The sequence below is a fragment of the Bacillus sp. JAS24-2 genome (genome assembly GCF_008274905.1).
Lineage (GTDB): Bacteria > Bacillota > Bacilli > Bacillales > Bacillaceae_G > Bacillus_A > Bacillus_A cereus.
On sequence record NZ_CP031068.1, the window covers coordinates 136,697 to 150,000 of the forward strand.

Genomic DNA, 13,304 nt, shown 5'->3' on the forward strand with positions numbered 1-13,304 from the left:
ATTGTCTTCCCTACATGCTCATGTACTCTGAGGGGGAACAAGGATGAACTTAATTTTAATGGGGCTTCCTGGTGCTGGTAAAGGTACACAAGCCGAACAGATTGTTGCCAAGTATAACATCCCTCACATTTCAACAGGAGACATGTTCCGTGCAGCTATGAAGGCTGAAACTGAAATGGGTCTACAAGCAAAATCTTTTATTGATAAAGGTGCACTTGTTCCAGATGAAGTTACAATTGGAATCGTTCGTGAACGTTTAAGTCAAGACGACTGCGTAAGAGGTTTCTTACTAGACGGTTTCCCACGAACTGTTGCACAAGCATCAGCTCTTGAAGAAATTATGAAAGATCTTGGCAAAAAAATCGACTATGTTTTAAACATTAATGTGGATTCAGGGTTGTTATTAAAACGCCTTACAGGCCGTCGCATTTGTAAAGAGTGCGGTGCGACTTACCATTTAGAATTCAATCCACCAGCAAAAGCTGATGTGTGCGATAAATGTGGTGGCGAATTATATCAACGCTCTGATGACAATGAAGAAACTGTAGCAAATCGTTTAGATGTAAATATTAAGCAAACAAAACCTTTGCTTGATTTCTACGAAGAGCTTGGTTACTTACAAAGCATTAATGGTGAGCAAGATATCAATAAAGTATTTGCTGATATCGATGTTCTCATCGGAGGCTTAGCGTAATGATAATCTGCAAAACTCCTCGCGAGATAGAAATCATGCGAGAAGCTGGCAGGATCGTTGCTTTGACTCATCAAGAGTTGAAACAGCACATTACTCCAGGAATTACAACGAAAGAGCTCGATCAAATAGCGGAAAAGACGATTCAAAAATATGGTGCTACGCCATCTTTTAAAGGATACAACGGATTTCCGGGGAGCATATGTGCTTCTGTAAATGAAGAGCTTGTACACGGAATTCCAGGGAAGCGCAAGCTCAAAGAGGGCGATATCATCAGTATCGATATTGGTGCGAAATACAATGGGTACCATGGAGATTCTGCATGGACGTATCCAGTTGGAAACATTTCTGAATCTGTTCAAAAGCTACTTGATGTCACAGAAAAATCGTTGTATCTTGGTCTAGAACAAGTAAAACCAGGCGAGAGATTATCAAATATCTCACATGCGGTTCAAACCCATGCTGAAGAGAATGGATTCTCGATCGTTAGGGAGTATGTTGGTCACGGAATCGGGCAAGACTTACATGAGGACCCTCAAATCCCGCACTATGGTCCACCAAATAGAGGCCCTAGATTAAAGCCGGGAATGGTCATCTGTGTTGAGCCGATGGTGAATCAAGGAAGACGATATGTAAAAACACTATCTGATGACTGGACAGTGGTAACGGTAGATGGTAAATGGTGTGCCCATTTTGAGCACACGATTGCTCTTACAGAAGCAGGATACGAAATCCTTACCACTTTATAAGTAGCTGGCTCTCCGGGATTTCAGAGCAGTGTAAAATGTTACTGATTTGAAGAAGGGAGAACTATTGAATGGCTAAAGATGATGTAATTGAAGTCGAAGGTACCGTTCTTGAAACGTTGCCAAATGCTATGTTCAAAGTAGAATTAGAGAATGGGCATGTCGTATTGGCTCACGTTTCTGGTAAAATCCGTATGAACTTCATTCGTATTTTACCAGGAGACAAAGTTACGGTAGAATTATCTCCGTACGATTTAAATCGTGGTCGTATTACGTACCGTTTTAAATAATATAGCACTCCGTAATCTTTAAGGAGGTTCGAGACATGAAAGTAAGACCGTCAGTTAAACCAATCTGCGAAAAATGTAAAGTTATTCGTAGACGTGGAAAAGTAATGGTTATTTGTGAAAACCCTAAACATAAACAAAAACAAGGTTAATCAGAAGGAGGTGCATTCGTAATGGCACGTATCGCAGGTGTAGATATTCCTCGAGACAAACGCGTTGTTATTTCTTTAACTTACGTATTCGGCATTGGTCGCACAACTGCTGAAAAAATTCTTGCTGAAGCAGGTATTTCTGAAGAAACACGAGTTCGTGATTTAACGGAAGACGAATTAGGACGTATCCGTGATATCATCGATCGTATTAAAGTTGAGGGAGACCTTCGTCGTGAAGTATCTCTTAACATCAAACGTCTAATGGAGATCGGTTCTTACCGTGGTCTTCGTCACCGTCGTGGTTTACCAGTTCGTGGTCAAAACTCTAAAAACAATGCTCGTACACGTAAAGGTCCACGTCGTACAGTAGCAAATAAAAAGAAATAATAAGTAAAGGAGGTTGAACTAACAATGGCACGTAAAACAAACACTCGTAAAAAACGTGTGAAAAAGAATATTGAAGCTGGTATAGCTCATATTCGTTCTACTTTCAACAACACAATCGTAACACTTACAGATACTCACGGTAACGCACTTTCTTGGTCTAGTGCTGGTGCACTTGGTTTCCGTGGATCTCGTAAATCTACTCCATTCGCTGCGCAAATGGCTGCTGAAACTGCTGCTAAAGCTGCAATGGAACACGGTTTAAAAACTTTAGAGGTTACTGTTAAAGGTCCTGGTGCTGGTCGTGAAGCTGCAATTCGTGCTCTTCAAGCTGCAGGTCTAGAAGTAACAGCAATTAGAGATGTTACTCCAGTTCCTCATAATGGATGTCGTCCACCAAAACGTCGTCGTGTGTAATTTTTCTGTATAGAATTTTCCCTTTTGTCTATAATGGATATGATGCATTATCGAGAAATTTCGTACAGAAACATCGCTTGTTGTGCACAATCGGGAACTGCCTAAGGGGGACTTTCGGTTAGACAGGGGTTATACCTTTGTTTAACCGGGGTTTCGACGTTTTGAAGGAGGGTTTAGTTAATGATTGAAATCGAAAAGCCGAAAATCGAAACGGTTGAACTTAACGAAGATGCTAAATATGGTAAATTCGTAATTGAACCGCTTGAGCGTGGATATGGTACTACTTTGGGTAACTCCTTACGTCGTATTCTTTTATCCTCACTCCCTGGTGCCGCTGTTACTGCTATCCAAATCGATGGCGTATTACATGAATTTTCAACAGTTGAGGGCGTAGTAGAAGACGTTACGACGATCATCTTAAACTTGAAAAAGTTAGCTCTTAAAATCTACTCTGAAGAAGAGAAGACGTTGGAAATTGATGTACAGGGCGAAGGTATTGTCACAGCTGCTGATATTACTCACGATAGTGATGTAGAAATCTTAAATCCAGATTTACACATTGCAACGTTAGCAAAAGATGCGCATTTCCGCGTGCGTTTAACTGCAAAGCGTGGCCGTGGGTATACGCCAGCTGATGCAAATAAAAGCGAAGATCAACCAATAGGAGTAATTCCTATTGATTCTATTTATACTCCAGTATCACGTGTGACTTACCAAGTGGAAAAGACACGTGTCGGACAAGTGGCTAATTATGATAAGCTTACGCTTGATGTATGGACGGATGGAAGCATCGGGCCAAAAGAAGCTATCTCTTTAGGTGCCAAAATCTTAACTGAGCATTTAAATATCTTTGTTGGTTTAACTGATGAAGCACAAAATGCTGAGATTATGGTCGAGAAGGAAGAAGATCAAAAAGAGAAAGTTCTTGAGATGACTATCGAAGAACTAGACCTTTCTGTTCGTTCTTATAATTGCCTAAAACGTGCAGGAATTAATACTGTACAAGAGCTTGCGAACAAAACAGAAGAAGATATGATGAAAGTTCGTAACTTAGGACGTAAATCCTTAGAAGAAGTTAAACATAAACTTGAGGAATTAGGTTTAGGTTTACGTAAAGACGACTGAGGATTTAAACCCATCAACAAAGGAGGGAACTACGAATGGCATACAGAAAATTAGGCCGTACAAGTGCGCAACGTAAAGCTATGTTACGTGATTTAGCTACTGATTTAATTATCAACGAGCGCATCCAAACGACAGAAACTCGTGCAAAAGAACTTCGTTCTGTAGTGGAAAAAATGATCACTTTAGGTAAACGCGGAGATCTTCATGCTCGTCGTCAAGCAGCAGCTTTCATTCGCAATGAAGTAGCTAACGCTGAGACTGGTCAAGATGCACTTCAAAAACTATTCGCTGATGTAGCTCCACGCTATGCTGAGCGCCAAGGCGGATACACTCGTATTGCAAAAATTGGTCCACGTCGCGGAGACGCAGCACCAATGGTAATTATCGAGTTAGTATAATGATAATTAAAAGGGCAGGACAGTTCTTTTCAAGAAACTGGTCATGGCCCTTTTTTTTAAATATAAAAATAGGCTAACTGTGCGAAGGAAAGGGTGCCTTCTATTGAAAAAAGAGAAACTTCGGATAGAAAATATATCATTTCAATATCCTGGGGCAGCCACTTATGCATTAAAAGATGTTTCATTTTCCTTATATGAGGGAGAATGGGTATCTATTATTGGACAAAACGGTTCAGGAAAGTCTACACTTGCAAAATTATTGAATGGTTTGTTTTTACCAGAAGCAGGGACTATTACAGTAAATGATACAATGGTTTTATCAGAGGAAACGGTATGGGATGTTCGAAAACAAATTGGAATGGTATTTCAAAATCCAGATAATCAATTTGTTGGAACAACAGTGCAAGATGATGTTGTATTTGGCTTAGAGAATATCGGAATGCCAAGAGAACAAATGATTGAAAGATTAGAACAGGCCTTGCGACTTGTCCGTATGGAAGATTTTCTTAATGATGAGCCTCATTCCTTATCTGGTGGGCAAAAGCAGCGAGTGGCAATAGCAGGCGTTTTAGCACTTCAACCATCTATTTTAATATTAGATGAAGCAACGTCAATGTTAGACCCTCAAGGGAGACGTGAAGTAGTAGAAACGGTTAGACAACTTGTTACTCAAAAAGGTATTACCGTGTTATCGATTACGCACGATTTAGAAGAAGCGGCACAGTCAGATCGTGTCATTATTTTAAATAAGGGAGAAATATTAGAGGAAGGGACTCCAGAAAAAATTTTCAAATCCTCTCATATGCTCCAAGAAATTGGCTTAGATGTACCGTTTTCAGTGAAAATAGCAGAATTATTAAAAAGAAATGAAATTCTCTTGCAAAATACGCATCTTACAATGGAAAGCTTGGTGAACGAACTTTGGAGATTACATTCCAAAAAGTAGAGCATCGTTATCAATATAAAACTCCATTTGAAAGACGCGCACTTTATGATGTAGATGTGTCGTTTCCAAGTGGGGGCTATTATGCCATTATTGGTCATACTGGTTCAGGTAAGTCAACGATGATTCAACATTTAAATGGTTTATTGCAGCCGACAAATGGTACAGTTCAAATTGGTGAACATTTGATTTCGGCAGGAAAGAAAGAAAAAAAGTTAAAGCCACTACGTAAAAAAGTAGGGGTTGTCTTTCAATTCCCAGAACATCAGTTGTTTGAAGAGACTGTGGAGAAAGATATTTGTTTCGGCCCTACTAATTTTGGAGTATCTGTAGACGAAGCAAGGCAAAAGGCTAGAAAGGCAATTGAACTTGTAGGGCTAGAACCGGAACTGTTAACACGTTCTCCGTTCGAATTAAGTGGTGGACAAATGAGACGTGTTGCTATAGCGGGTGTACTGGCGATGGAACCTGAAGTGCTTGTATTAGATGAACCTACAGCAGGACTAGATCCAAAAGGGCAGAACGAACTTATGGAGATGTTTTATAAGCTGCACAAGGAAAAGGGGCTTACAGTTATCCTTGTAACGCATAATATGGAGGATGCTGCTCAGTATGCGGAGCAGATTGTAGTTATGCATAAAGGAACGGTCTTTTTGCAAGGAAGTGCAGAGGAAGTATTTTCACATGCCGATGAACTAGAGAAAATTGGTGTGGATCTTCCTATGTCATTAAAGTATAAACGTGCAATTGAAGAGAAGTTTGGTATTTCAATTCCAAAGGCTACCTTATCTTTAGAGGATCTTACTCATGAAGTTGTGCAGGTGTTACGAAAAGGTGGTCATGAATCATGCAGCAGTTGATTATTGGGAGATATATCCCGGGGAATTCACTTATTCATCAACTTGATCCACGTACGAAGCTGCTGATTGTCTTTTTATATGTATTTGTTGTTTTCTTAGCAAATAATGCGATTTCATATGGATTTTTATTTTTATATGCACTCATTGCTTTATTTTTTGCAAAAGTGCCGATTCGTTATGTACTTTCGGGCTTAAAACCAATTTTATGGATTTTTCTTTTTACATTTTTCCTGCATATTTTTACAAATAAGGAGGGGGATGTACTATTCCAGCTTGGTTGGTTTTCGATATATGAAAAAGGATTAGAGCAAGGGATATACATTTCTGTACGATTCTTCGTTATTATTTTAATGACGACATTATTAACGTTAACGACGACACCTATTGAAATTACAGATGGTTTGGAGACGTTATTAAAGCCATTGAAGCGTATAAAGGTTCCTGTTCATGAAATCGCATTAATGATGTCAATTTCTCTTCGTTTTATCCCGACATTAATGGATGAAACGAGTAAAATAATGAAAGCACAAGCGTCACGTGGTATTGATTTTGCCGGGGGACCGATAAAAGATAGAATGAAAGCTATTATTTCACTGCTCGTTCCTCTGTTTATCAGTGCTTTTAAGCGTGCAGAGGACTTAGCCATTGCGATGGAAGCTCGTGGATATCAAAGTGGTGAAGGACGTACTAAATTTAGGCAACTACGCTGGAAAACAAGCGATACAGTAACGATTGTCAGCTTATTTTGTTTAGCTTGTATTTTGGCATGGGTGCGATCGTAATGGAGAATAGAGAAATGGATAGAATAAAATGTACGGTTGCATATGATGGCATGCATTTTTGTGGTTATCAAATTCAGCCGAACCATCGTACTGTTCAACAGGAGATAGAAAAAGCATTGCAGAAATTGCATAAGGGAGAACTTGTTCGTGTTCAGGCATCTGGTAGAACAGATTCTACAGTTCATGCAAAAGGACAAGTAATACACTTTGATACTCCTTTGTCTCTTGAAGAGTGGCAATGGATTAATGCTTTAAACACAATGTTGCCAGATGATATTGTTATTAGGCAAGTAGAGAAAAAAACAGAAGAATTTCATGCACGTTACGGTGTTGAGAAAAAAGAATATCGTTATCGTGTATTATTATCAAAGACTGCGGATGTATTCCGTAGAAATTACGTATATCAATATCCATACCCGCTCGAAATCAACTCTATAAGAAAAGCAATTCCTTATTTTATTGGAACACATGATTTCACTTCTTTTTGTTCGGCAAAAACTGACAAAAAAGATAAAGTGCGAACAATTTATGAAATCGAGTTAATTGAACAAAATGATGAAATAATTTTTCGTTTTGTAGGTAATGGATTTTTATATAATATGGTCAGAATTATTGTTGGTACGTTACTTAGCGTAGGGCAAGGAAAGCTTGATCCTGATAGCATTCCAGAGATTTTAGCGAAACAAAATCGTCAGTTTGCTGGAAAGATGGCTCCAGGTCATGGGCTTTACTTATGGGAGGTAAACTATAACAACTAATCCTGGTGTAACATTTGCTTGACATTAGAAACTCAAAAGTATATCATAACATATGGTATTGTTTCTAAAACCACGATTAGCCCCGGAAGGAAATCGTGTTTAAGATAAACAATAGATTTTTTCTATGGAAAAGATAACGAGGAGGGAAACACATGCGTACGACTTTTATGGCAAAAGCTAACGAAGTTGAGCGTAAATGGTATGTGGTTGATGCTGAAGGTCAAACTTTAGGTCGCCTTGCTAGTGAAGTAGCATCCATTTTACGTGGTAAAAACAAACCTACATTTACACCACACGTTGACACGGGTGATCATGTAATTATTATTAACGCTGAGAAAATTCATTTAACAGGTAATAAATTAAACGATAAAATTTACTACCGTCACACTAACCACCCAGGTGGACTTAAGCAAAGAACAGCTCTTGAAATGCGTACAAACTACCCTGTACAAATGTTAGAGCTTGCAATTAAAGGCATGCTTCCAAAAGGACGCTTAGGCCGTCAAGTTTCTAAGAAACTTAACGTGTATGCTGGAGCAGAGCATCCACACCAAGCACAAAAACCAGAAGTTTACGAACTTCGCGGATAATTAATTAAAGGAGGGCTTACTTTGGCACAGGTTCAATACTATGGCACTGGACGTCGTAAGAGTTCAGTAGCGCGCGTACGCCTAGTTCCAGGCGAAGGACGCGTTATCATTAACGGTCGTGATTTTGAAAACTATATCCCATTTGCTGCATTACGTGAAGTAGTGAAACAACCTCTAGTTGCAACAGAAACTTTAGGTAACTACGATGTACTTGTAAACGTAAATGGTGGTGGATACACTGGTCAAGCTGGTGCTATTCGTCACGGTATTTCTCGCGCTTTATTAAAAGCTGATCCAGAATACCGTCTAACACTAAAACGTGCAGGTCTATTAACTCGTGACGCACGTATGAAAGAGCGTAAAAAATACGGTCTTAAAGGCGCACGTCGTGCACCTCAGTTCTCAAAACGTTAATTTTTGCGAACTACAAACCCCAACCATTTTGGTTGGGGTTTTTTATGTTTCATTCCTCTTTTGCAATTTTTATAGCTTGGAATATTTTAGTGCTACCGCCACGCGTATGCTTCTTCTTTAGAAGTTTAGACTAATACGTATTAGGGAGGTTTATAAGTACTATGAATGTCATTGTCAGCTTACAAGAAAAACAAAAAGAAAAGCAGTTAAAATACGAGCGGAAGATGTTGCGGGAATTATCATTAAAAACATTGCGTTCAAATATTCGTGATGCCTTTCAAATGCAAGAGCTTCATCGTCAGTATGAAGATTACTGTATTGAATTAGGGATAGAATCTTATTTATTAGGAGCGAGATACAGTAAATTTGGTTATTATGGTGAATCGTTTTTTGATGTGAAATATAGAGCTTTAGAAGAAGAACAACAATTAACTGAAACGCTATTTCAATTTTTAACGAGTATGACTATGCGAGAAATAAAGTTGAAAGATGAGGAATTACTTTTTGAATCTTGTCAGCAGTTTATAGGATTGTGGTGGCAAGAAGGGTATGAAAAAGGTGAAAGAAGATATCGATTAAAGCTTCATTAAGACAAGCATAAACTTTCCTCTTGTCCCATATAAGTAATTAGAGGGACTAGCTGGAGGAGGAAAGGTATGAAGAGAATTCGAATTATCTCTTTTGCACTCGCTGCGGTTGTATTGTTTTTTTTAGTTAAACAAGAATTTCAAATTACAAAATCGTGGCGAGCTTGGAATTTACCCTTATCAGGGAAAGTAATTGTATTAGATGCTGGGCATGGTGGACCAGATGGAGGGGCTGTTGGTGGAAAGGATATTATAGAAAAGGATATTACGCTTGAAATTACAAAAAAGGTACAAGACTATTTACAAGAACAAGGTGCACTAGTTATTTTAACGCGTGAGGGAGATTATGATTTAGCTAACAAAGATACAAAGTCATATAGTAGACGTAAAGCAGAGGATTTAAAAAAACGTGTAGAAATCATCAATAAACCTGATATAGACTTTTTTGCAAGTATTCATTTAAATGCTTTAACTAGTAGTGGATCGAAAGGCGCACAAACGTTCTATTACCGCTCTTCGATTGAAAATGAACGTGCTGCAAAATTTATACAGGCTGAATTGAGAACAAGTTTAGAAAACACGAATCGTTCTGCTAAGACAATTTCGCATGTATATTTATTAAAGTATTCTAAAACACCAGGTGCTTTAATTGAAGCTGGCTTTTTATCGAATGTGAACGAAAGGTATATGTTAAATTCGGAGAAATATCAGCAAAAGGTAGCAGCTGCAATATACCGTGGTATATTACGTTATTTCACGGAAAAAGGAAATCCTCCAGAATAAGGAGGATTTTTTTGAGCTTCTCTCGTTAACGAAGTTTTCGGAAAATATGTTATACTGGAAATGTAAACGCATTTATTTCAAGGATAAGCAGAGATAAATTAAATTAACATTACGTTATTTTTCATACAGGGGGCTGGGCTAATTATGATAACGAAAGAGCAAGTGGTTGAAGCGTTAGAAGGGATTGTAGATCCGTTTTTACATAAAACATTAAAAGAAACAAGTGCAATTAAAGAGGTAACAGTCAAGCCAGAGAAGGAACATGTGAGTGTCAAAATTGCAATCGTAAAAACCGGTACAGCGGAACAAATGCAGTTGCAGTCTGGAATTGTAAAGTTAGTAAAAGAACTTGGGGCAGCAACAGTTGGACTTCGTTTTGCAGAATTTACAGAAGAGGAATTAGCTCAGTTTGCACCGGAACAAGAAGAAGAGCAAAGTGAATCTTTATTGTCACCTAATTCAAAAACAACATTCTTAGCAGTAGCGAGTGGAAAAGGTGGCGTGGGAAAATCAACTGTTTCCGTTAACCTTGCAGTTGCTTTAGCTCGTTTAGGAAAAAAAGTTGGTATTATTGATGCGGACATTTACGGTTTTAGTGTGCCAGACATGATGGGGATAGAAAAACGTCCTATCGTAAGAGGTGACAAGATAATTCCGGTGGAACGTTTAGGTGTAAAGGTAATCTCAATGGGCTTCTTTGTAGAGGATAATGCACCAGTTATTTGGAGAGGACCTATGCTTGGGAAAATGTTAAACCACTTCTTCACAGAAGTAGAATGGGGCGATTTAGATTATTTAGTACTAGATTTGCCACCAGGCACAGGTGATGTTGCGTTAGATGTGCACTCAATGTTGCCATCTTGCAAAGAGATTATTGTAACGACGCCTCATCCAACAGCTGCGTTTGTAGCAGCGCGTGCTGGAGCGATGGCATTGCGCACTGAACATAGTATTCTTGGTGTTGTTGAGAATATGGCATATTTTGAAAGTAAGGTAACTGGTGAGAAAGAATATGTATTTGGAAAAGGCGGGGGAGATAAGTTAGCTACCGAATTGCAAACGAATGTTCTTGGTCGCATTCCGCTACAACAACCCGATTGGAATAAAGAAGAATTTGCTCCTTCAGTATATGAAGATACACATACAACGGGCATTATTTATAGTAAAATAGCTGAAACAGTAATTGATAGAACAGCTGTTACACAAAAATAAAGTGAAACTTTAATCAGTGGGGTTCACCTGTTACTGACAACAATAAGGCTTTTGTTGCTAGTAAACCTTTCGCTTAACTAGAGGGGGCCATTTCGTCTGTTAATAGCAAGATAAAGTAATAACGAGTGAACAATGTATAAATTGTCCACTCGTTATTATAGTTATTATTTTTTACTATTCTTCCTTCTTCCCGCCTTGAGAACCACCGTCACCGCCTGCTTCTTTCTTACCAGATCCGCCTTTTTCAGCTTTTTGCACACCTTTACTAATGATATCAATCATCTTGGCTTGGAAGAGTGGACTTTCAGCAGTTTCTGTTAGTACTTGTTGTAGATATTGACGGTATTCTTTACTCTTCATTGTTTGTAACATCATTTTTTCTACTTCAGGATTTTTCATAATTTCTATAACGCCTGCTTGGTATTCAGGGTCTTTTAATAAGGTTTTCATTAATTGGGTTTGTTCTTTCCCCATACTTTTAGCGAACTTCGATGAGAACTCAGGATCTTTAAAGAGCTTTTCCCAGAATTGTTGCCCTTTATCGGATACCATGGCATCTTCAATCGTTTTCTTTACTACTGTTTCATCTAGTATGAGTGCTTGTTTCATTTTTTCATCAGTTAATACATCTTGAATAGCTTTCTTACCTTGATCTGTTTTTAAAATATCAACAATCATTTTCTTTGTTTGATCGTAATCTAGTTCGGATTTCGTTTCTTTTCCTTGTGCGCATGCTGCAAGTGCGATAAGTAGAAAAGAAGAAACGAAAATGAATAGCATCCGTTTCATAAGTTGGAACTCCTTTCAGCACAGTTCTCTCTTTTTAATATAAATATCTTTAAGGAATTTATACATGAACATGGCTAGCTTTTTGAAATTGTCATTGATACAATTTAATTAGAAATATAAGGATAATGGGGGATGTGTTGTGAATAGCCGCAAGTGGGTACGACTATTTTTAACGACGTTGTTTCTTGGTGGAATTAGCACAGTTATTATTGGTTTTGTTTTGGAGTGGGACAAGTACAATAAATTTTTTCAAAATTTCGACGGTAAGGAGATTTTAGCAGTATCTTTCTGGCTGATGGGTGTAGGATTTATTTTTAGTGTTATAAGTCAAATGGGATTCTTTGCATATTTAACAATCCACCGTTTTGGACTAGGGATGTTCCGCTCATCTTCTTTATGGAATGCAGTCCAGCTCTTCTTTATTGCATTCGTATTATTTGATTTTGTGTATTTAAGATCTGTACTTATTGCAAATGGGGAAGTCTCGTTAGGGAATAACATACTTGTTGCTGGAATATTATTTGTGTTTGGAGCAATTGTTGCTTATGTAAAAAGCAAAGAAACAAATAAAAAAGCATTTGTGCCAGCTCTGTTCTTTATGGTTGTTGTAACGATCCTTGAATGGGTACCGGCGCTTCGGATTAATGATACAGATTGGTTATATTTAATGGTTATACCGCTATTGTTATGTAACGCATATCAATTACTTGTATTACATCGTTTAATCGGAAAAACAAGTAAATCAGCTTAATAGAGAGATTTTATACACCAGCAGTTATAATGCTGGAAATGGTATGATTAAAAAAGCTCTACCACCTTCTTGAAAGGTAGTAGAGCTTTTTATGCGTGAAGAGTGGTAGGGAAGAAGCTACTTCACATCTTCACTTTTCGTACTTGTGTTGGAAATAAGTTGTGATACGGATATTTGCTCATATCCATCACTTTTTATTTTTTGCAGGAGCAGCGGTAAAGCTCTATTTGTTTGAAGGGCAGAATCGGATGCGTGTAATAAGACGATATCTCCACCTTTCAAATTATTAGAGACAGTGGAAACGATGTTATTTACACCTGGGTTTTTCCAATCGTTTGAATTATTACTCCAATGCACGACGGTGTATCCAAGTGATTCTGCGATTTTAAGGGTTGCTTTGTTAAATTCGCCACTAGGTGGACGTAACAGCTTGACTTGTTTTACACCAAGTTTCGTAAAAACATCTTGTGCTCGTAAAAGGTCTCGTCTTATTTCATTTGTCTCTAGAGAAGTGTAGGATGTGTAATTGTACCCCATACTACCGATTTCGTGTCCGTCTTTCATGATTCGCTCTACAATATCGGGGTGTCTTTCGGCCCATGCAGCAGAAAGGAAGAATGTTGCATTCTTAATTT

Annotated in this window: 20 protein-coding genes (1 of these 20 cut by a window edge); 18 read left to right on the plus strand and 2 right to left on the minus strand. The window is 38.2% G+C overall.

The genetic code is table 11. From position 1 onward, the window contains the following. Positions 1–43: 43 nt before the first annotated feature. The 17 genes from DN407_RS00785 to DN407_RS00865 all read left to right on the plus strand — a co-directional run bounded on the left by DN407_RS00785 (position 44) and on the right by DN407_RS00865 (position 11,129). Positions 44–694, plus strand: a complete 651-nt coding sequence (locus tag DN407_RS00785; protein WP_001048989.1) for an adenylate kinase — start codon at positions 44–46, stop codon at positions 692–694. Beyond that, on the plus strand, positions 694–1,440 hold the full coding sequence (map, locus tag DN407_RS00790; RefSeq protein WP_000582539.1) for a type I methionyl aminopeptidase: 747 nt from the start codon (positions 694–696) through the stop codon (positions 1,438–1,440). The genes DN407_RS00785 and map overlap by 1 nt, the downstream gene beginning before the upstream one ends. Positions 1,441–1,508: 68 nt before the next feature. Then, the gene (gene infA / locus DN407_RS00795; protein WP_001029884.1) at positions 1,509–1,727 is read left to right on the plus strand and encodes a translation initiation factor IF-1; all 219 of its coding nucleotides are present in this window, start codon (positions 1,509–1,511) and stop codon (positions 1,725–1,727) included. A gap of 35 nt (positions 1,728–1,762) precedes the next feature. After that, on the plus strand, positions 1,763–1,876 hold the full coding sequence (rpmJ, locus tag DN407_RS00800; protein ID WP_000868344.1) for a 50S ribosomal protein L36: 114 nt from the start codon (positions 1,763–1,765) through the stop codon (positions 1,874–1,876). 21 nt (positions 1,877–1,897) lie between these two features. Then, positions 1,898–2,263 (plus strand): 30S ribosomal protein S13, encoded by a 366-nt coding sequence (gene rpsM / locus DN407_RS00805; protein WP_000090788.1) that lies wholly within the window; start codon positions 1,898–1,900, stop codon positions 2,261–2,263. Positions 2,264–2,287: 24 nt separating this feature from the next. Next, on the plus strand, positions 2,288–2,677 hold the full coding sequence (rpsK, locus tag DN407_RS00810; protein WP_000101798.1) for a 30S ribosomal protein S11: 390 nt from the start codon (positions 2,288–2,290) through the stop codon (positions 2,675–2,677). Positions 2,678–2,857: 180 nt separating this feature from the next. After that, on the plus strand, positions 2,858–3,802 hold the full coding sequence (locus tag DN407_RS00815) for a DNA-directed RNA polymerase subunit alpha (RefSeq protein ID WP_000569643.1): 945 nt from the start codon (positions 2,858–2,860) through the stop codon (positions 3,800–3,802). A gap of 35 nt (positions 3,803–3,837) precedes the next feature. Further along, a complete protein-coding gene (gene rplQ / locus DN407_RS00820; RefSeq protein WP_000331490.1) occupies positions 3,838–4,200 on the plus strand; it encodes a 50S ribosomal protein L17 in 363 nt (120 codons plus the stop codon). Positions 4,201–4,303: 103 nt separating this feature from the next. Continuing rightward, complete coding sequence (locus DN407_RS00825) at positions 4,304–5,146, plus strand: energy-coupling factor ABC transporter ATP-binding protein (protein WP_000711759.1); 843 nt, start codon at positions 4,304–4,306, stop codon at positions 5,144–5,146. After that, complete coding sequence (locus DN407_RS00830; RefSeq protein WP_000406535.1) at positions 5,122–6,003, plus strand: energy-coupling factor ABC transporter ATP-binding protein; 882 nt, start codon at positions 5,122–5,124, stop codon at positions 6,001–6,003. Before DN407_RS00825 ends, DN407_RS00830 begins: the two co-directional genes overlap by 25 nt. After that, the gene (locus DN407_RS00835) at positions 5,991–6,785 is read left to right on the plus strand and encodes an energy-coupling factor transporter transmembrane component T family protein (RefSeq protein ID WP_001186526.1); all 795 of its coding nucleotides are present in this window, start codon (positions 5,991–5,993) and stop codon (positions 6,783–6,785) included. Before DN407_RS00830 ends, DN407_RS00835 begins: the two co-directional genes overlap by 13 nt. Before the next feature lie 14 nt (positions 6,786–6,799). Then, a complete protein-coding gene (truA, locus tag DN407_RS00840) occupies positions 6,800–7,543 on the plus strand; it encodes a tRNA pseudouridine(38-40) synthase TruA (RefSeq protein ID WP_002098927.1) in 744 nt (247 codons plus the stop codon). A 152-nt stretch (positions 7,544–7,695) separates the two neighbouring features. Beyond that, positions 7,696–8,133, plus strand: a complete 438-nt coding sequence (gene rplM / locus DN407_RS00845; protein WP_001260793.1) for a 50S ribosomal protein L13 — start codon at positions 7,696–7,698, stop codon at positions 8,131–8,133. A 21-nt stretch (positions 8,134–8,154) separates the two neighbouring features. Next, the gene (gene rpsI, locus DN407_RS00850; protein WP_000079986.1) at positions 8,155–8,547 is read left to right on the plus strand and encodes a 30S ribosomal protein S9; all 393 of its coding nucleotides are present in this window, start codon (positions 8,155–8,157) and stop codon (positions 8,545–8,547) included. Positions 8,548–8,708: 161 nt separating this feature from the next. Then, entirely contained in the window at positions 8,709–9,137 is a 429-nt protein-coding gene (locus DN407_RS00855) for a DUF2521 family protein (RefSeq protein WP_001101005.1), read from the plus strand. 66 nt (positions 9,138–9,203) lie between these two features. After that, positions 9,204–9,917, plus strand: a complete 714-nt coding sequence (cwlD, locus tag DN407_RS00860; protein WP_070757062.1) for an N-acetylmuramoyl-L-alanine amidase CwlD — start codon at positions 9,204–9,206, stop codon at positions 9,915–9,917. A 144-nt stretch (positions 9,918–10,061) separates the two neighbouring features. Continuing rightward, positions 10,062–11,129, plus strand: coding sequence for an Mrp/NBP35 family ATP-binding protein (locus tag DN407_RS00865; protein WP_088045201.1), 1,068 nt, complete (start codon positions 10,062–10,064; stop codon positions 11,127–11,129). Positions 11,130–11,303: 174 nt separating this feature from the next. Here DN407_RS00865 and gerD read toward each other — a convergent pair whose 3' ends face one another. Beyond that, positions 11,304–11,918, minus strand: coding sequence for a spore germination lipoprotein GerD (gerD, locus tag DN407_RS00870; protein ID WP_000827296.1), 615 nt, complete (start codon positions 11,916–11,918; stop codon positions 11,304–11,306). Between the two features lie 139 nt (positions 11,919–12,057). On the opposite strand from gerD, the gene kbaA reads away from it, so the two are divergent. After that, the gene (kbaA, locus tag DN407_RS00875) at positions 12,058–12,669 is read left to right on the plus strand and encodes a KinB signaling pathway activation protein KbaA (protein WP_001088526.1); all 612 of its coding nucleotides are present in this window, start codon (positions 12,058–12,060) and stop codon (positions 12,667–12,669) included. 117 nt (positions 12,670–12,786) lie between these two features. Here the strand turns inward: kbaA and pdaB are convergent, their stop codons facing one another. Beyond that, a protein-coding gene (pdaB, locus tag DN407_RS00880) for a polysaccharide deacetylase family sporulation protein PdaB (RefSeq protein ID WP_000464705.1) crosses the window boundary here: on the minus strand, positions 12,787–13,304 show its 3' portion. It continues 247 nt past the right edge of the window; 518 of the gene's 765 nt are visible here — the last part of the coding sequence; its start codon lies beyond the right edge, outside the window — the gene reads right to left on this strand; it ends in the stop codon at positions 12,787–12,789.